The following is an 18,731-nucleotide window of genomic DNA, read 5'->3' as shown; positions in this document are numbered from 1 at the left end:
ACATGAAAAACCAGCGGACAGCCTTTGTCGACAGGCAGTACCTGTTGCCGTTTATATTGCTGACTTCCTTGTTCTTTCTGTGGGGATTCGCTCATGCCATTCTTGACGTGCTGAACAAGCATTTTCAGGAACTGCTGGAAATCTCCAAAACTCATTCGGCGCTGATTCAGGCCACCATGTATATGGGCTATTTCATTATGGCCATTCCTGCCGGGCTTTTCATCAACCGGCTCGGCTACCGGAAAGGAGTCGTGTTCGGCCTGCTGCTCTATGGTGTCGGGTCGCTGTTGTTCATACCCGGCCAGCATTGGATGTCGTTTAACTTTTTCCTTTTTTCCCTGTTCGTCATCGGATGCGGGCTGGTGTTTCTTGAAACGGCGGCCAATCCGTATGTCACGGAACTGGGGGCGAAGGAAACCGCGGCGAGCCGCCTTAACTTTGCCCAGTCGTTTAATGGAATGGGCTGCATCTTTGCGCCGATTCTTACCGGCCTGCTTCTCTTTTCGGACGACGGGACGATGAAGGCCGGAAACGTGGCTCTTCCGTATACGGTCATGGGGGTTGTCGTGCTGCTGGTTGCCGTTGTCTTTTCACGGATAAGGCTGCCGGAAATCAGGCATGAGGTGGAGGTGGATCATGCCGGCCGCAAAGTCAGCTTGTGGTCGCACAAGCTTTTCGTGTTCGGCCTGACCGCCCTGTTCTTTTATGAAGTGGCGGAGATTTCCATCAACAGCTTCTTCATCAATTATGTGACCGACAAGCAGTGGATGAGCTCGCGCGATGCCTCCATCATCCTCTCGTTCGGAGGTCTGGGACTGTTTATGGTGGGACGTTTTGTCGGGAGCTGGATTATGAGCCATGTACGCGCCGAGAAGATGCTTTTCTGGTGCGCAACCGGAACTGTATGCACCACGCTGGTTGTCCTGCTTGATGCAGGCCATGTGTCATTGGCCGCTTTGCTTTGCGGATACGCATTTGAGGCCATTATGTTTCCGACCATCTTTGCTCTTTCGCTGAAAGGACTCGGAAGCCATACCAAACGCGCTTCTTCTTTTCTGATGATGTCGCCCGTGGGAGGAGCCGTAGGTCCGTTGTTTATGGGATGGATAGGCGACCACGCCGCCATGCATCTGGCCTTCTTTGTTCCTCTTGTCGGATATGCGGTTGTCTGGATGTTTGCGCGCTATGCGCTGAAGCGATAGATTGGAAACAGGCAGTTCGCGCGAATCTGATATGGAATTTCTGTTTTGTCCGTTGGAAACCCGGCAAGTCCGGGCGGACAGACAAAGTTGAAGCTTCCCGCAGAAAAGTTTGTCTTCAGTTTAGAGATACAGCCTTTTTTGCGGAAAGCTTCATTCTTTTTGAAGGCCGGCAGAAAAAGATGCCGGCATATCTTATGGAAACGATGAGATATCCTTGTGGACTACTTCTGGCAAGGAGGACAGACGGCATGATGTCTGTTCATCTCGTGGCAGGGAGGGCAGAGGGGGCAAGGCCTAACGTCTGCTCTTTTTCCTGCTCTCGGTTTGCCCGGTGCTTTACGGAATCCGTCCGGGCGCGGAGCAAACACCTTTTCCAACTGGCGCGGGGTCAGAATCTTCTTGAACTCGTTGAAGTATTTCTTTTTCGTGTCAAGCATCTTCTGCTGTCTGTCCATGCGGTCCTCCAGAGCCTTCATGATGTCTTCGTCGGTGCGTTCTTTCTTTTTGGCTTCCTTGGCATCCTTTGCGTTCTTTGGGAGTGCGCGGGATTCCTTCATCGCCTCAAGGTATTCTTTGTAAAGTGGGGTGAACTTTGCCGCGGTCTTGTCGTCCAGCATCAGGCTCCGTTCCATCCGTTTTGTCTGGAATTCCATCATCTGTTCCGGAGTGGGACGTTTGCGCTGCTTGTCGGCAGGTTTGCTGTTCTCGCCATCCGTGTTTTGTGCAAACGCACTGCTTCCGCCCAATACTGCAACGAAGGCCAAAGCTAAAAATAAACGGTTTGTTTTCATTGTTCTTTCATTTAAAGGGTTGATAATCATGTTTGCTGGTTTAGCGCGCTTTTGTCCTTTTGACAGACGGCAGTTCCCAAGGTTTATCCGCATAGTATAATTTAACCTTGTGGAAGATTCGTTCAGGTTTTAAATTTTCTATTTTTGCAGAAAACATCGGAAATATGAAACAGACAGATGCGCAGGATGATCCCATGAAGGTAATCTTTAACTACAACAATGTGTTTTTCAGCTTTTTCTATGATAATGCGAGCGCGTGTATCCACCGTTCGCACGAATATGCCATGAACTATGTTTATTCGGGCGAGATGGTGCTTGACAACGGGAAAGAACAGATCCATGTGGGAAAAGGGGAATGCGTTTTCATTCCGCGCGACCATCATATCACCATGTATAAGAAGCCTTGCGGGGGTGAGCGTTACTGCGGAATCTTTCTGAGCTTTACCCGCAGCTTTCTCCGTGAAATGTATGCCAGGCTCAACCGGTATCAGGAGGCGGCGGATATGCCCAAGCCGGAGGTGCGGGCGGTAAAGCTCCCGAAAACGCCGGAGATTGCCAGTCTGTTTGCTTCGATGGCGCCTTATTTTGACGCCGATGAAAAGCCGCAGGACGATTTCATGCATCTGAAGCTGCAGGAAGGGCTGCTGGCTTTGCTGCATATCGACAGGCGTTTTGCGGCATTGCTGTTTGACTTCAACGAATCGTGGAAAATTGATATCCTCGACTTCATGAACAAGAATTATATGTATGAGTTTACGGTAGAAGATCTGGCTCACTATACGGGGCGCAGCCTTGCCACGTTTAAGCGCGATTTCAAGAAGCTGAGCGACCTTACTCCGGAAAAGTGGCTCATACGAAAACGCCTGGAAGTGGCTTACGAACTCATGAAGCAGGGCGGCAGGCGGATTGTGGACGTTTATGCCGAAGTGGGCTTCAAGAATCCTTCTCATTTCTCAACCGCTTTCAAGAAGCAGTACGGTGTTCCTCCCACCGCTGTTTCCGCGTGAAAGGTGAACTTTTCAGAAACTATATTTGAGCTTTACAGCAATGTGGCTTTGGATTCTTTGCGCTACTTTTGCCTTTGTAAATCTAAAAGTGTTAAGCGTATGAAACCATACATTGTTTGCCACATGATGGCATCGGTCGACGGACGCATTGACTGCGACATGACCGAGCGTATCGGCGGAGATGAGTATTACGATGCTCTTCGCGAACTGCATTGCGATTCAGACGTGTCAGGAAGGGTTACGATGCAGATGCACTATGCTCTGCCGGATTCCTTTATTCCTTCCGATGCCACACCGGCGGGCGGGGAGTCTGTCTGGAAAGCTGCCGAAGCCGACGGCTATACCATCGGTCTTGACTCGAAGGGAAGGCTGCAGTGGCCGGCCGCCGAAGCTGACGGACGCCCGTTCCTCGTCATAACCAGCGAGGATGTGCCGAGGGAGTATCTTGAAGTGCTGCGCCGGCAAGGGATATCGTGGATTGCAACAGGCAGGGGAGAAGCGGATCTTTCGAGAGCCGTCGAACTCTTGAACGTGCATTTCGGGGTGAAGAGGCTGGCCGTTGTGGGCGGGGGCCATATCAACGGAGCTTTTCTGAAGGCAGGTCTGCTGGACGAGGTAAGCGTGGTGATAGGTGCAGGCATCGACGGACGCAAAGGCATGACGGCTGTATTCGACGGCATTGAAGACGCTTCGTATCCAACCACTCTCCTCAAGCTGGACAGTGTGAAGCGTATCGGTGAAAATTCCGTGTGGGTGCGTTATTCTTTCTGATTCTTTAAAAGATACCGGTATGAGAAATCCGTTTGGTACTTTATGTGCGGCTTTGCTGCTCTGTGCGTGCGGGACGGCAAGCCTTTCTGCGCAAGAAAAACAACTTAATGAAAATAAAATGATGGAGGAAAAATTGAATCTGGCTCAGGAATGGGACAAGGTGTTCCCGCAGAGCGACAAAGTGAATCACAGCAAGGTGGTTTTCCACAACCGTTATGGAATCACACTGGCGGCCGACCTGTATGTGCCGAAAAATGCGGAAGGAAAACTGGCGGCAATTGCCGTTTGCGGTCCGTTTGGAGCGGTGAAGGAGCAGGCGTCGGGACTGTATGCACAGAAACTTGCAGAACGCGGCTTCTTGACCATCGCTTTCGACCCTTCGTTTACGGGTGAGAGCGGGGGACAGCCCCGTTATGTGGCTTCGCCCGACATCAACACGGAAGATTTTTGTGCGGCGGTCGATTATCTCTCTACCCGTGAGGATGTGGATGCCGGACGCATCGGCATACTCGGCATCTGCGGATGGGGAGGCATGGCGCTCAATGCTGCCGGCATCGACACACGCATCAAGGCTACGGTGGCTTCTACGATGTATGATATGAGCCGCGTCACGGCAAACGGTTATTTTGATGCCATGGATGCCGGGGGACGCTATGAACTTCGCCAACAGCTCAATGCCCAGCGTACGGAAGATTACAGAAACGGCACGTATGCGCTTGCCGGAGGTGTGGCCGATACGCTGCCTGCCGACGCTCCTCAGTTCGTGAAGGACTATCATGCATACTACAAGACTCCGCGCGGCTATCACAAGCGTTCGCTCAACTCGAACGGGGGCTGGAACAAGACTTCTGCGCTGTCGTTCCTCAATATGCCTATCCTGGCCTACAGTGATGAAATCCGCAGCGCCGTGCTCGTGGTTCATGGCGAAAAGGCCCATTCGCGCTATTTCAGCGAAGACGCTTTCAAGAAGCTGAAAGGCAGCAACAAGGAACTGCTTATTGTTCCGGGTGCGAGCCATACGGACCTTTACGATAATTTTGAAAAGATTCCCTTCGACAAGATTGAAAGTTTTTACCGCACTTATTTGAAATAAGCGGCTGAAACCCTTATTTTTGCAGGCAGACCCGGATTTGTGATACGCATCGGGCCTGCCTTTGTTTTGTTTTCTGTAGCTTATGGATATGAAAAGAGTATTTTTCGGATTGCTGGTCTGCCTGGTTTCGTGTTGTGTGCAGTGTGTGGCAGAAGAAACGTTGCACGAGGATATCGCCCGTATAATTGAAGGGAAACGTGCCCGGGTGGGTGTGGCGGTCATCATTGACGGGAGGGATACGGTAACCGTCAACAATGAGGAACGCTATCCCATGATGAGCGTTTTCAAGTTTCATCAGGCACTTGCGGTGGCAGACTTTATGGACCGGAAGGGGTTGCCGCTCTCTGCGGAGATTCTGGTGAAGAAAGAGCAGTTGAAGCCCGACACGTACAGTCCGCTCAGGGACTCTCATCCGGAAGGGAACGTGTCTCTTCCCGTCAGCGAACTGCTGACTTATACCTTGCAGCTCAGTGACAACAATGCCTGCGACATCTTGTTCGATTATATAGGAGGAACGGAAATTGCCGATGCGTATATCCGTTCGCTGGGCATTGACGGATTCTCCATTTCCGCTACGGAGGATGACATGCACCGCGATCTGGATCTGTGTTACGCCAACTGGAGCACGCCGCTTTCTGCCGCACGCCTGCTGGAGGTGTTTCTTGTCCGCCGGCTTGCAGGAGATTCGTATCAGCAGTTCATAAAGGAAACGATGGTGACATGCCATACCGGAGAAAACAGGCTGAAGAAGCCGCTGAAAGGTACGGATGCGGTTGTCGGGCACAAAACGGGTACGGGCGACCGCAATTCGAGGGGCGAGCTGATTGGAACCAACGATATCGGATTCGTTTCTTTGCCCGACGGAAGACGGTATGTGATAGCCGTGTTTGTGAAAGACTCGGAGGAGTCAGCAGAAGATACGGAGCGGATCATAGCGGACATCTCGGCGGCCGTTTACCGCCATCTTTGTGTCCGGTAGTTTTCATTTTGTTTTGTCTTGGTCATAACCGGGAGGAAACGGGCCTTGCCTTCCTCTTCCTCCGGCCGGGCTTGTTCCGTAATTCTACAAAATTGTTTCAAAGGTTTTGCAAATTTGTAGATTATCTTGATGTTCGGTATTTTCGCTAGCATTATGAAAGATGTGAGAATAAAGAAAGTTCAGTCCAAGCATGAAATGGACGATTTCATCAAGTTTCCGGAAAGGCTTTATGAGGGATGTCCGTATTACGTGCCCGATATGGAATCGGATGTGCGCGATACGTTTGATCCCAAAAAGAATGCGGGACTTGAATTCTCGGAGATGCAGCCGTTTGTGGCATATGATGGGGAGGGCAGAGTTGTGGGTCGCATCACCGGAATCATCAACCGCCATGCCAACGAGAAATGGAAGACACGGAATGTGCGCTTCGGCTTTATCGAGTTTGTTGACGACCGCGATGTCTCGGAGGCCTTGCTTGCTGCGGTGGAAGAGTGGGGAAGAGAGCGAGGCATGGAGTACATCCAGGGTCCGATGGGGATATTTGATTTCGATAAGGAGGGGATGCTGGTGGATGACTTCGACCAGACAGGTTCGATGATCACCATCTATAATTATCCTTATTATCCGGAGCATATGGAGGCTTTGGGGTATGAGAAGGAGGTCGACTGGGTTCAGATACGCATTGATATACCCGAAACAGTCCCTGCCAAATATGCGCGGGTGGCTCGCCTTTCGAAAGAGATGTTCGGACTTCATGTGCGCAAGCTGAACCAGAAAGATATTGACAACGGATATGGACGCAGGGTGTTTCAGTTGCTCAATGAGGCTTATTCGCCTTTGTTCGGATATACCGAGATGTCCGACCGACAGATTGATCTGTATGTTGACCGTTATTTCCCGCTGATAAATCCGGAGATGCTGCCGGTGATAGAGAATGACAAGGGGGAATTGGTGGGTGTGGCCATTACGATGGGGAGCCTTTCGTCCGCTCTTCGCAAAAGCCGCGGACGACTCTTGCCTTTCGGATGGTATCATTTGCTCAAGGCTCTGAAATGGAAACACGATGAAAAAGCGGAACTCTTGCTTATCGCCGTGCGGCCCGACTATCAGGGCTTGGGGGTGAATGCGCTGTTCTTCGACGATCTTATTCCGATTTACAACAGGCTGCATTATAAATGGGCTGAAACCGGCCCGCAGTTGGAAAGCAACGTGAAGGAGCTTTCACAATGGAAACCTCTGAATCCCAAGCTTGTCAAACGGAGGAGGTGTTATCGGAAGAGGATCGGTTGCAGCGCTCCCGGCTCTTCACGTGAGGAGGCTTGCCAGACTTCGGCATCCTGAATTTGGAATTGTTTTATTGTTTTATATTGAAAGGTTCTTTAAGCCTCCCTTTCGGGGAGGTTTAAAGAGGTTCTGATTTTGACTTATGGAAAGAAAAGTAGTGATAACAGGAATGGGCATCTGGTCGTGCCTGGGGACGACTCTTGATGCGGTGCGCGACTCTTTATATGCAGGGCGCAGCGGTATCGTATTCAGCCGTGAACGGAAGGACGCGGGGTTTCGTTCGGCATTGTGCGCCGATATACCGCATCCGGACCTGAAGCCTTTTGTTCCGCGCAACCAAAGGCAGTTCATGCCGGAAGAAGCTCAGTATGCGTATATGGCTACGCGTGCGGCTCTGGAAAATGCCCGGCTTGATGCGGATTACATCGCTTCGCATGAGATCGGCATCATTTACGGAAATGATTCGGTGGCTGAGGCCACCATGCATGCGCTCGACAAGTTCCGCGAGTTCAAGGATACGGCGGCGTGCGGAAGCGGTGCCATATTCCAGTCGATGAACTCCACAGTCACCATGAATCTGGCATGCCTGTTCAAGCTGAGGGGAATTAATCTGACGGCTTCGGCGGCTTGCGCTTCCGGATCGCACTCCATCGGATTGGGTGCCTTGCTTATCCGCAACGGTCTGCAGGAGTGTGTGGTGTGTGGAGGTGCGCAGGAAGCCAACATGTATAGCGTGGCGGCTTTCGACGGAATCCAGTCGTTCTCCGTGCGTGAGGACGAGCCGGCAAGGGCGAGCCGTCCCTTCGACCGCGACCGTGACGGACTGGTTCCTGGGGGAGGGGCTGCGACTGTGATTCTGGAAAGCTATGAACATGCCGTGAAACGCGGTGCTCCTATTCTTGCCGAAGTGGTAAGCTGGGGCTTTTCGAGCAACGGCGATCATATCTCTACGCCAAATGTGGCAGGGCCGGCACGTTCGCTGGAACTATGCTTGCGGCACGGAGGGATAAGTCCTCAAGACATCGGCTACATCAATGCGCATGCCACTTCCACGCGTATCGGGGACAGCAGGGAGGCAGAGGCCATCGCGCAAGTGTTCGGCGACGTCAAGGTGCCGGTTACATCGACAAAGAGCCAGACCGGACACGAGATGTGGATGGCGGGTGCCAGCGAAATCATTTATTCGATGCTGATGATGAAGAGCGGGTTTATCGCCGGGAACATCAATTTTGAGAATCCGGACGAAGATTCGGCAAAGATCAATGTCCTGCCCGAAACGAAGGAGGCGCATTTCGACATGTTCCTTTCAAACTCGTTCGGATTCGGAGGGACAAACTCTACGCTGATAGTGAAAAATATGCTTTAATAGCGATGTGCAAAATAAGAAACTGTTTTGAATTTATCGTGTGCTGATTTGGGATGAGTTTTTGAGGCATTTCCGTTTGTGTGATGAGGAAGATAGCGGGCTATCTGACGAAGAACAGAAGCGGAAAAGACCAAAAAATAGCCCAAAGCACACACGAAAACGAACACATCAAGCCAAGAAAAACTTTTTGGAGAAATTCAAAACAGTTTCTAAATATCAACCGTAAAAATAGGAAATTATGACACGTGAAGAAATTGTATCAAAAGTAAATGCTTTGTTGTCGGAAGAATTTGAAGTTGAACAGGATGCTTTTGAGCCGGAAGCCAATGTGAAGGAAACGCTTTCGCTCGACAGCCTGAGTCTGGTCGATCTGGTGGCCATTATCCAGCAGACCTACAAGATAAAGATTCCGGTGGCCGACTTGCGCGAAATCAAGACTTTCAACAATTTGTACGACTATATAGAGTCGCATCTGCCGGCATGAAAAGAATTGCAGTAGAAAAGCTCATTCCGCAGCGTGCTCCTGTGATGATGGTGGACGAACTGCTGGAGGCCGAAGAAAACGGAGCCGAGGTCAGTCTGCTGGTTCGTCCGGACAATTACTTTATGGATGAGGACGGGCGGCTTGACGAAGTGGGATTGATTGAGCATATCGCTCAGTCCGCTTCGGCATTGGCTGGCTACAAGGCACTGGCAGAGGGCGTTGAGAATCCTCCGCTGGGCTATATCGGTGAGGTGAAGAGGTTCAAATGCCATTTCCGTCCATGCGCAGGTGATCTTTTGCATACGACGATATCGGTTGTGGCGGATGCCGGCGGAGTGACTCTCATTCAGGGTGTAACACGGGTGGGCGACCGCATGGCGGCCGAAACTCAAATGAAGATTTTTGTCAAACCTTGGCAGTCATGAAGCTCGAAGGTAATTATTTTCAGATTGACGCACTTCACATGGGAGCTGCTCACGGGGTGTTCTACCTCCGGCTCCTTCCCGGATGTGATGTGTATCGGGGGCATTTCCCCGGCAATCCGGTGTGTCCCGGTGTATGCCACATCGAAATGCTCAGAGAGTGTGTCATGAAACTTGTCGGTGTAAAGGTGTTTATTTCCTCTGTCAAGCAATGCAGGCTGACGGCTGTTTCCGATCCTTTAAGCTGTTCGGAACTGAAGCTGACGGTCAGTCTGGAGAAGACGGACGAAGGGTATGCCGTGTCTGCTTTGCTGGAGGATGAAGAAAAGACCTATATGGAATACCGGGGCAGCATGGCAGTGGACCTGTGAAAAAAGGATTGCGGAAGCATGAACTATGAAGTATGATGTGATAGTTGTCGGAAGCGGTCTGGGCGGACTGGAATGCGCCTCCATTCTCTCTCGGAGCGGGCTGAGTGTGCTTGTGCTCGAGAAAGGGGCGCAGGCAGGAGGCTGCATGCAGAGCTATTGCCGCAGGGGAATGTGGTACGACACAGGATTCCACTATGTGGGAGGGCTTGGCGAAGGTCAGTCGCTTTACGCTCCGTTTCGTTACCTCGGGTTGCTTGATCTGCCTTGGAAACGCCTTGACTTCTGTTTCGACCGGATATCTGTCGGGGGAAGGAACTTTGTGTTTGCGGAGGGATTCGATGAGTTTGCCCGGATGCTGGCTGAAGACTTTCCGGCAGAACGGAGTGCGCTTTGCGAGTATGCTTCTCTGTTGCGCCGCGCCGGAGAAGAGCGGTTCCTGTCCCCGGGCATGTCGGCCGGTGAGGCAGACCTGCTTTCTCCGATGTCTGGTGTGGGAGCTTATTCGTATCTGAGTGAAAAGTTCCGCAATCCTCTGCTGGTTGATGTGCTGAGCGGTGCCTCGCTGAAGATGGAATTGCGCAAGGAGTCCTTGCCTTTGTTCACTTTCGTACATGGCAACAGCAGCTTTATCGAGAGCAGTTGGAGGCTGAAGGGCGATTCTTCACTGATTGTCCGTTCGCTGGCCGACACTATCCGTTCGTACGGCGGAGAGATTATTTGCCGGTCGGAAGTGGTAGAGCTTGTGGAAAAGGGTGGAAAGCTGGTGCAGGCTGTCTGTTCCGACGGGCGGGTGTATGAAGGAAACGTTTTCGTGAGCGATGTGCATCCGGCAATCACGTGCGGCTGGGTGAAGCGGAGCGAAAGGATAAAGAAGGTGTTCCGCAGCCGGATAGGCCGTTTGGAGAACACGTTCGGGATGTGTACTGTTTCGCTCTGCATAAAGCCTCATGCGCTCCGTTATTTCAACTGGAACCATTATGTATACAGCAGACCGGGCGTGTGGACATTTTATCAGGAAGCAGAAGTTGTAGGCGGAGTGCTGGTGAGCTGCCGTGTTCCCGAAGACGGGAGCGGGTATGCACGTCAGGTGGATCTGCTCACTCCGATGAACTGGGGACAGTGTGAGCGGTGGACAGACACGGTTGTAGGTCATAGAGGCGAGGAGTATCTCCGTTTGAAAGAGCGGATGGCCGACGAGTGCATTGCGCTGGCCGATGAAGTGATACCCGGCTTGAGGGATATGGTGGAGGGGTGCTATGTGAGTACACCTCTTACTTACCGCGACTATACGTCCGTTCCTGAAGGTTCGGCTTACGGTGTGCGCAAGGATTTCAACGCTCCTCTCATGACGATGCTTTCTCCTCGTACGCCCGTTCCTAACCTGTTGCTCACGGGACAGAATCTGATGCTGCACGGACTGCATGGAGTGACAATGACTGCGCTTCTGACTTGTGCGGAGATTATCGGAAGAGAAGAACTGCGCAAGCTGGTTTTTAAGAGTTGAAGAATATAAAACAATGAAAATTATGAAATATGCATTGGTAACGGGCGGCAGCCGGGGAATAGGACGGGCTGTCTGCATCAAACTGGCCCGGATGGGCTATCAGGTTCTCGTCAATTATGCGAGCCGTACGGACGAGGCTGAAAAGACGCTCCAACTGGTACGCGAGGCGGGACAGGACGGAGAGCTGCTTAAATTTGACGTGAGCGACAGAAAGCAGGTGTGCGAAGCGCTTGAGGCATGGGAAGAACGTCATCCTGACGAATACATCGAGGTGCTGGTAAACAATGCCGGTATTCGCCGCGACAACATTCTGGCGCTCATGCCTGAGGAAGACTGGCACAGGGTGCTTGACATTACGCTCAACGGATTTTATAACGTAACGCAGGCTTTGCTTCAGCCGATGATGTTCCGTAAATACGGGCGCATCATCAACATGGCGAGCGTGAGCGGACTCAAGGGATTGTCGGGACAGACAAACTATTCGGCGGCAAAGGGCGGAATCATCGCGGCTACAAAGGCGTTGGCGCAGGAAGTGGCGCGGAAGAACGTGACGGTCAACGCTGTGGCTCCCGGGTTTATTCGGACAGATATGGTAGACGGGCTGGACGAGGCGGCACTGAAGAAGACCATTCCCGCCAACCGTTTCGGAACACCTGAAGAGGTGGCCGAACTTGTGGGATTCCTTGCCTCGCCCGAGGCTGGATACATCACAGGCAATGTGGTATCAATCAACGGAGGGCTCTACACGTGAAAACGCTTGAGGATCTTTGCCGGGTGCAGGTGAAGTTCAGCGAAATCGATTCCATGCGTAGGGTGTGGCACGGTTCTTTTGTCACTTATTTTGAAGACGGACGCGAGTCGTTCGGAAGACGGTATCCCGGAATTGGTTATGCGGACATGCAGCGTGAGGGAATTTATGCGCCTGTTTACGACCTGCATGTGAAGTATCTGGCACCATTGGCTCTGAACGATAGGGCGGTTATTCATACGGCTTATGTGTATCATCCGGGTGCCCGGCTGGACTATAATTACCGGGTGTATCGCGAGAGCGACGGAGTGCTGTGTGCTGAGGGTGATACGGTGCAGCTCTTCATTGACGAGAGCGGAGAACTGATGTTGGAAGAGCCGGCATATTATCGGGAATGGAAGGAGAGATTCCTTCTTTCTTCGGGCGGGAAATAACTTAAATGTATTGTGATATGTCGAACGAAAATATAAAGTCAACTTATAAGTCGAACGACACGGAAGAGTGGCTCGACAAAGTATGGACGCGTCCCATAGGCTACCGCTGGGCGCTTCTGTTCGAGCGTCTGGGTGTCCATCCTAACGCGGTTACCGTACTTTCAATGATCATCGGGGCAGGCTCGTCGCTTTTTTTCGTCCACGGTTCCTACCGTACGGAAGGCTGGGAAGGGCTTTGGATGAATGTGGCAGCAGTCATGCTTCTGGCATGGGCCAATTTCTATGACAGCGCCGACGGTCAGCTGGCACGTATGACGGGGAAAAAGACCCGTCTGGGACGGATTCTCGACGGAGCGGCGAGCGAGGTATGGTTTATACCCATCTACCTGTCACTGGTTTGCCGGTTCTATAACCATCACACGCTTGAGTTCAGTTGGATGGGACTTGAAGACACTCCTCAGAACACATGGATCGCCACGCTTCTGCTGCTTGTCCTGGTGCTGTATTCCGGTTTCGGATGCCATAGCCGCCAGTGCGGGATAGCCGACTATTACCGTCAGGTCCATCTGTTTTTCCTGAAAGGAGAGGCGGGAAGCGAGCTTGATAATTCCGTGCAGCAGCAGAAGCTTTACGATGAAACCCCGTGGAAAGGGAACTTTCTCTGGAAAGCGTTTCTGAAGACATACGTCAACTATACCCGGACGCAGGAGAAACAGACTCCAAACTTTCAGCGGCTGATGAAATGTCTGCGCGAAAAGTATGGGGCGACCGAGAACATTCCGCAGGCTTTCCGTGACAGGTTTCGCGAGCTGTCGCTTCCGCTGATGAAATGGACGAATGTCCTTACGTTCAATACCCGGGCAATCGTGCTCTATACCGTATGTCTGATCGACCTGCCTTGGCTGTATTTTGTGTTCGAGGTGGTAGTCATGTCAGTTCTTGCCCGATACATGCGGGCCAGGCATGAACGTTTCTGCAAGAGATTGTGCGAAGAAATATAATGGTTTCACTCCGCTCTCACCGACCGGATTTTAAATGAAGAATAGAATGAAAATCAGAACAATATGTTTGTTGCTTTCTTTGCTCGCCGCGGTGTCCGCCTTCGGGCAGACTGCGCTTTTCAAAGGCATTGTAACCGATTCGGTGAGCGGAGAGCCTCTGCCGTATGCTTCCGTGCAGTTGGAATCGACGGGAAAAGGGGCAATGACGGATGCGGACGGAAGGTTTTCATTCACCGCTTCAAAGAAGAGGGCCGTGCTTGAAGTTTCTTATTTGGGATACGACACGAAAAAGGTGCGAGTAGAACCGGGCAAGTCGGGCAACCTGCATGTACGGCTGGTGCCTTCGGGCATCGCACTGGAGGAAGTGATCGTGAAGCCGAAGCGTGAACGCTATCGCAGGAGGGACAATCCTGCCGTGGCTTTTGTGCGCAAGGTGATTGACGCGCGCGACGGGAATGATCCGCGCAACCGCGACTATTTCAGCTACGACCGTTACGAGCGTATCGTGTTTGCCCTGAACGATTATGTTCCGAAGAAAAGAGCTGACGGGAAGACGGGCAAGTTTGATTTCGTGGCCGACTTTGTAGACACGCTTGAGGTGGGCACCACAATTCTGCCCGTTTCGGAAAAGGAAAAGCTGGAGCATGTCTACTGGCGCAAGTCACCGAAATCGGAAAAGCGTGTGGTGGTGGGAGCGAAGTCGTCGGGGGTAGACGAGGTGTTCTCGCGCGACGGTGTGCAGCAGTTCCTGAATGAAGCTTTCAAGGAGGTGGACATCTTCCAGAACAACATCCCCCTGTTTCTCCAGCGTTTCGTGAGTCCTCTGTCCACTATCGGTCCGGCGTTTTACAAGTATTATCTTCTCGATACGCTGCAAGTGGAAGGCAAGCCGGTGGTCGATCTGGGCTTCGTGCCTTTCAACTCGGAGTCGTTCGGGTTCACGGGACATCTGTTTGTGCCTCTCGATTCAACTTATTTTGTTCGGCGGGCGATTCTGAACGTACCGAAGGACATCAATCTGAATTTTGTGTCGGGCATGACTATCGAACAGACCTTCGAGCGCGCGGCAGACGGCACCCGTATCATTACGAAAGACGACATCCGCATAAACTTCAAGATTATCGAGAAGTCGAACGGGTTTTACACCCAGCGTCTGAATGCCTACAGTCACCACTCGTTCGATCCTCCTTCGGAGGAGCGGGCGCGCGTGTTCTCAGAAAACGCTCCCGTGATTGTGGCTGACGACGCTTACAAGAAGGGAAACGATTTCTGGGAAGCCAGCCGGCCTGACGAACTGAAGAAGAAAAACCCTAACTCCGTAGAAAAGCTGATGGCTAAGTTCCGTTCGGTTCCGGTGTTCTACTTCGTGGAGAAAGCGGTTTCCATACTGGTGTCGGGCTATATTCCTACCGACAAGAATCCGGAGAAGAACAAGTTTGATCTTGGACCGATGAACAGCACCATCAACGGGAATGCCATCGAAGGGGCGCGCTTCCGTGTGGGCGGAGGAACCACCCCTGTCTTCAACAAACACTGGTTTTTCGAGGGATACGCTGCCTATGGCACGAGGGACAAGAAGATGAAGTATGATGCGCTTGTAGAGTATTCGTTTAACCCGCGGAAGGATTTCCGCCTGGAATATCCGATGCATTCCCTCCGCTTCGAGTATATGTATGACATCAACAAGCTGGGGCAGAACTATATGTATACCAGCAAAGACAACGTGATGCTGGCCATCCGGCGCAAGAAGGACACGCGTGCCACTTACCTGCGCAGGGCGGAACTGACTTACACGCGCGAACATTACAACGGAATATCTTACGGTGCTGTGGTGCGCAACTTCAGGGAGTACGCCACTCCCTATGCGGAGTTCAACCGTATCGGGGCAGACGGAAGCCTCAGTCCGGTGGGCCGCTACGACATGACCGAACTGGAACTGAAATTCCGCTACGGACGCAACGAGCGTTTCTACCAGACACGCACGCAGCGTGTGCCGATCACCTATGATGCGCTGATCTTCAACCTCAGCCATACCATGGCCCGGAAAGGGCTGCTGGGCTCGTCGTTCAACTATCACCGCACGGAGCTGGGCGTACAGAAGCGGTTCTGGTTCTCGGCGTTCGGCTATGCCGACCTGATAGCGAAGGCAGGAAAGGTGTGGAGCAAGGTGCCTTATCCGCTGCTCATCATTCCGAATGCCAACCTGACCTACACAATCCAGCCGGAAGCATATACCAATATGAATGCCATGGAGTTCATCAACGACGAATACATGTCGTGGGACCTTACTTATTATCTGAACGGAAACCTCTTCAACCGCATTCCGCTCATCAAGAAACTGAAGTGGAGGGAGGTGTTCTGCTTCCGCGGCCTGTGGGGACATCTGACCGACAAAAACAATCCGATGAAGAACGGGGAGGGGCTGTATGCCTTTCCCGCCGGATCGGGAACGATGGGCAGAGCACCCTACATGGAAGTGAGCGTGGGCATCGAGAACATTTTCAAATTCCTTCGGCTAGACTATGTGTGGAGGCTCAACTACCTCGACAATCCGGACATCCAGCGCCGGGGAGTACGTGCAACCATGCGTCTGTCGTTCTGAGTTGGAAATGCATGGCCGGAAGTTGCCGGAGGGGAAGCGGAATCGCCACGGAGTTTGTCTTGTCAGACTGCCGGTTGTGTCTTTTGCCTGCCGGCTCCCGGTCTTTTATCCGAAATCCGCTTCCCGTTCCACCTGTATCTTCTTTCCTGTAACGGGATGTACGAATTCGAGGGAAGCCGCATGAAGATACATCCGCTCTGCCCTGTGTCCGTAGAGTTCGTCGCCCACAATGGGGTGTCCCAGTCCCAAAGGATGAGCCGCATGTACGCGGAGCTGGTGCGTGCGTCCGGTCAGCGGATAGAAGTCCACCCATGTCCTTCCGCCCTCTCTTTTCTTCACCCGATAGCGTGTTACGGCAGGCTTTCCGCGTTCGGCACTTGCCATTTGCCGGGGTCGGTCGGTCGGATCGGGGCAGAGCGGCAGTTCGATGCACCCCTCATCCGTTTCCACAGTTCCTTCCAGTATGGCCTCATACTTTTTCCGCATGTTGCGCGTTTCGAAGAGTGCCTGAAGCTTCTGGTGTACCTCTTTGGTCTTGGCCGCCAGAAGCAGCCCCGAAGTGGCCATGTCGAGCCGATGGACGAGGAGAGGACCTGTGGCCTGCGGATAACGTTCGCGCAGTCGTTCGAGTACCGAGCCGATTTCGTCCTTTCCCGGCACGGAAAGCATTCCGGCCGGCTTCTCTACAATCACGATCCATTCGTCCTCATAAACGGTTTCGAGCGGTGTCGTGCGGTGGATATCTTCCTGAAGCGGATTCTTTTCCACCTCCAGCCCCTCAAGCATGTGGTGCAGGATTGGTCCGCACTTCCCCCTGCATGAGGGGTAGAAATGCCCGTGGATACGGATTTCTTCCTTGGGCGAGTCACCCCACCAGAACTCGCCCATTGCCAGCGGACGCAGACGATGCAGGTAGGCAAACTGGAGCATTTTGGGCAAGGCGCATTCTCCGGCTCCGGCGGGAGGTATTCCTTGCGGCGTGTCCCTGAAGATTTCGAGCAGATCTTTTTCTTCGCCCCGCGCATTGAGCATCCGGAAACGTGCGAAGAGCTTGAGCTGGAGAGCTGCCGAGCGCGATTTCCTTTCTCGCTTCAGCCGCAGTATTTCCGTTTCCTGTTCGTCGAGAGCAGTCTTCAGTGTTTCCTCTTCCGCTTTCAGCTTTTTTTCAAGCCGCTTGTATTCGGCTTTCTGAAACTGGCTCTCGCGTATCAGATCCTGCTCCGTTGTTTCGTCAGTTCCCAGTTTCCTCAGTCTGTCTCTCCGCTGCTTCTCCTCCTTCAACTGCCGGCGTGCGTCGGCCAGCCGCAGGGCTGCCTCGTTTTGCCATTCGGCATATTCCTTTTGTCGCGCAAGATATTCGGGCGAGCTTTCCATCTCTTCAATCCGCCGGTTGATGGCGGAGATGTTCGCCTCTTCGGTGCGGAAGAATCCCTCAGGCCGCAGCAGGTCGTAGACGGGAGGGACGAAATACGCGTGCAGGTTGCTTCCGGCCAGATTGCCCGAGAAGGCCGCCACGAATCCTGCTTCTCCCTTGGTGTCTTCCACTACGAGCACGCCGAACATCTTTCCCTTTGCCAGCTCCTCCGCCCAGTCCGTGCGTGCGGAGAGGTAAGCCTGCACCTCCCCGGCAGCCTGTACGACCAGCGGGTGCGGTGTGTAGAAAAACGGAAACGTGAAAGCCGGCGGCAGGGAAATGCCGTCGGCGCTGCGGTTGAACCGATGAATGCGGTCGGTATATGCGTGTTCCATGAATCGGGAGCGTCAGATCATTTCGCGCTGGCGGCAGAAGCATCCTGCGAACTGTTCGCTCACGTTTTCCACCCTGTTTCTGAACAGTCCGTATACGGCCGATCCCGATCCGGTCATCGAGGCATAGGTTGCTCCGATGTCGTAGAGCTTGTCTTTGATGGCGGCTATTTCGGGATGTCTGGCAAATACGCTTTCCTCAAAGTCGTTCTTCATGCAGTCCCTCCATTCCTCCACCGGCCTGCGGATAATCTCCTTGAGCGATGTTTCGGGACGGCGCGGACGGATTCCGCCATAGGCTTCGCGCGTTGAAACGCTGATGTCAGGCTTGACGAGCACCAGTGTATAGTCGGCCAGCGAGAGGCTGACACGCTCGAACACGTTCCCTGTTCCGGTGGCGAATACCGGCTGGTTCTGGATGAAGAAGGCACAGTCCGCCCCCAGCCGTGCGGCATGCTTTTCCATCTCTTCGATGCTCATTCCGAGTCGGAACTTCTCGTTCAGTGTCTTGATCATGAAAGCGCAGTCGGACGAGCCTCCTCCCAGTCCTGCCCCTGTAGGGATATGCTTGAACAGGTGGATGTCTACGGGAGGCAGGCTGTAGGCATCGCTGAGCAGTGTGTATGCCTTGACCACGAGGTTGTCTTCGGGCGATCCGTCGAGCGTGCTTCCGCTTACACGTAGTCTGTAAGGTTCGCCGGTATTTTCCAGACGGTTCACTTCGAGGGCATCCTGGAGGTTGATGGGATAGAATACGGTTTCCAGATTATGGTATCCGTCGGGACGCTTCTCCACCACGTTGAGTCCGAGATTTATTTTGGCGTTAGGAAAAGTGATCATAATGCAGTGTCTTTTTTTGGTTTTTTCAAAGGTAGTGAATCTTTTGAAAACGCGCAAGTCCGGGAGCGTCCTTTTACTGAGAGAGA

Annotated in this window: 18 protein-coding genes; 15 read left to right on the top strand and 3 right to left on the bottom strand. The window is 52.7% G+C overall.

Annotated features, from left to right (window positions below; genetic code table 11):
* Positions 1-2: 2 nt before the first annotated feature.
* Positions 3-1,202 carry a sugar MFS transporter gene (locus QUW60_RS07640; RefSeq protein WP_258338767.1) on the top strand — a complete coding sequence of 400 codons (1,200 nt, stop codon included), beginning with the start codon at positions 3-5 and terminating at the stop codon, positions 1,200-1,202.
* A 221-nt stretch (positions 1,203-1,423) separates the two neighbouring features.
* Here the strand turns inward: QUW60_RS07640 and QUW60_RS07635 are convergent, their stop codons facing one another.
* Complete coding sequence (locus QUW60_RS07635; RefSeq protein WP_289559620.1) at positions 1,424-1,993, bottom strand: Spy/CpxP family protein refolding chaperone; 570 nt, start codon at positions 1,991-1,993, stop codon at positions 1,424-1,426.
* A gap of 164 nt (positions 1,994-2,157) precedes the next feature.
* Between QUW60_RS07635 and QUW60_RS07630 the strand changes: the two genes are divergently transcribed.
* From QUW60_RS07630 to QUW60_RS07565, 14 genes are all read left to right on the top strand, one after another.
* Complete coding sequence (locus tag QUW60_RS07630; protein ID WP_258338769.1) at positions 2,158-3,000, top strand: AraC family transcriptional regulator; 843 nt, start codon at positions 2,158-2,160, stop codon at positions 2,998-3,000.
* 99 nt (positions 3,001-3,099) lie between these two features.
* On the top strand, positions 3,100-3,771 hold the full coding sequence (locus QUW60_RS07625) for a RibD family protein (protein ID WP_258338770.1): 672 nt from the start codon (positions 3,100-3,102) through the stop codon (positions 3,769-3,771).
* 19 nt (positions 3,772-3,790) lie between these two features.
* Positions 3,791-4,864 carry an alpha/beta hydrolase gene (locus QUW60_RS07620; protein WP_289559617.1) on the top strand — a complete coding sequence of 358 codons (1,074 nt, stop codon included), beginning with the start codon at positions 3,791-3,793 and terminating at the stop codon, positions 4,862-4,864.
* An 88-nt stretch (positions 4,865-4,952) separates the two neighbouring features.
* Positions 4,953-5,843 carry a class A beta-lactamase, subclass A2 gene (bla, locus tag QUW60_RS07615; protein ID WP_289559615.1) on the top strand — a complete coding sequence of 297 codons (891 nt, stop codon included), beginning with the start codon at positions 4,953-4,955 and terminating at the stop codon, positions 5,841-5,843.
* Positions 5,844-5,996: 153 nt separating this feature from the next.
* Complete coding sequence (locus QUW60_RS07610) at positions 5,997-7,184, top strand: N-acetyltransferase (protein ID WP_258338773.1); 1,188 nt, start codon at positions 5,997-5,999, stop codon at positions 7,182-7,184.
* 85 nt (positions 7,185-7,269) lie between these two features.
* Complete coding sequence (locus QUW60_RS07605) at positions 7,270-8,493, top strand: beta-ketoacyl-[acyl-carrier-protein] synthase family protein (protein WP_258338774.1); 1,224 nt, start codon at positions 7,270-7,272, stop codon at positions 8,491-8,493.
* Between the two features lie 238 nt (positions 8,494-8,731).
* Positions 8,732-8,977: an acyl carrier protein gene (locus QUW60_RS07600; RefSeq protein WP_258338775.1), complete on the top strand. Its 246-nt coding sequence runs from the start codon at positions 8,732-8,734 to the stop codon at positions 8,975-8,977.
* Positions 8,974-9,402, top strand: coding sequence for a hotdog family protein (locus QUW60_RS07595; RefSeq protein WP_258338776.1), 429 nt, complete (start codon positions 8,974-8,976; stop codon positions 9,400-9,402). The genes QUW60_RS07600 and QUW60_RS07595 overlap by 4 nt, the downstream gene beginning before the upstream one ends.
* The gene (locus QUW60_RS07590) at positions 9,399-9,770 is read left to right on the top strand and encodes an ApeI family dehydratase (protein ID WP_258338777.1); all 372 of its coding nucleotides are present in this window, start codon (positions 9,399-9,401) and stop codon (positions 9,768-9,770) included. The genes QUW60_RS07595 and QUW60_RS07590 overlap by 4 nt, the downstream gene beginning before the upstream one ends.
* A gap of 25 nt (positions 9,771-9,795) precedes the next feature.
* Positions 9,796-11,274 (top strand): phytoene desaturase family protein, encoded by a 1,479-nt coding sequence (locus tag QUW60_RS07585; protein ID WP_289559610.1) that lies wholly within the window; start codon positions 9,796-9,798, stop codon positions 11,272-11,274.
* Between the two features lie 22 nt (positions 11,275-11,296).
* Positions 11,297-12,025: a flexirubin biosynthesis SDR family reductase FlxB gene (flxB, locus tag QUW60_RS07580; RefSeq protein ID WP_258338779.1), complete on the top strand. Its 729-nt coding sequence runs from the start codon at positions 11,297-11,299 to the stop codon at positions 12,023-12,025.
* Positions 12,022-12,456: an acyl-CoA thioesterase gene (locus QUW60_RS07575; protein ID WP_289559608.1), complete on the top strand. Its 435-nt coding sequence runs from the start codon at positions 12,022-12,024 to the stop codon at positions 12,454-12,456. The genes flxB and QUW60_RS07575 overlap by 4 nt, the downstream gene beginning before the upstream one ends.
* A gap of 17 nt (positions 12,457-12,473) precedes the next feature.
* Positions 12,474-13,457 carry a CDP-alcohol phosphatidyltransferase family protein gene (locus QUW60_RS07570; RefSeq protein ID WP_289559606.1) on the top strand — a complete coding sequence of 328 codons (984 nt, stop codon included), beginning with the start codon at positions 12,474-12,476 and terminating at the stop codon, positions 13,455-13,457.
* Positions 13,458-13,503: 46 nt separating this feature from the next.
* Positions 13,504-16,059: a DUF5686 and carboxypeptidase-like regulatory domain-containing protein gene (locus QUW60_RS07565; RefSeq protein WP_289559604.1), complete on the top strand. Its 2,556-nt coding sequence runs from the start codon at positions 13,504-13,506 to the stop codon at positions 16,057-16,059.
* Positions 16,060-16,164: 105 nt separating this feature from the next.
* Here QUW60_RS07565 and QUW60_RS07560 read toward each other — a convergent pair whose 3' ends face one another.
* Positions 16,165-17,808 (bottom strand): RluA family pseudouridine synthase, encoded by a 1,644-nt coding sequence (locus QUW60_RS07560; protein ID WP_289559602.1) that lies wholly within the window; start codon positions 17,806-17,808, stop codon positions 16,165-16,167.
* Between the two features lie 12 nt (positions 17,809-17,820).
* Positions 17,821-18,645, bottom strand: a complete 825-nt coding sequence (gene ispE / locus QUW60_RS07555) for a 4-(cytidine 5'-diphospho)-2-C-methyl-D-erythritol kinase (protein WP_258338784.1) — start codon at positions 18,643-18,645, stop codon at positions 17,821-17,823.
* Between the last annotated feature and the right edge of the window lie 86 nt (positions 18,646-18,731).

The sequence above is a fragment of the Bacteroides gallinaceum genome, from assembly GCF_030373775.1.
Lineage (GTDB): Bacteria > Bacteroidota > Bacteroidia > Bacteroidales > Bacteroidaceae > Phocaeicola > Phocaeicola excrementipullorum.
This window is presented reverse-complemented; position numbering and strand designations above follow the sequence as displayed.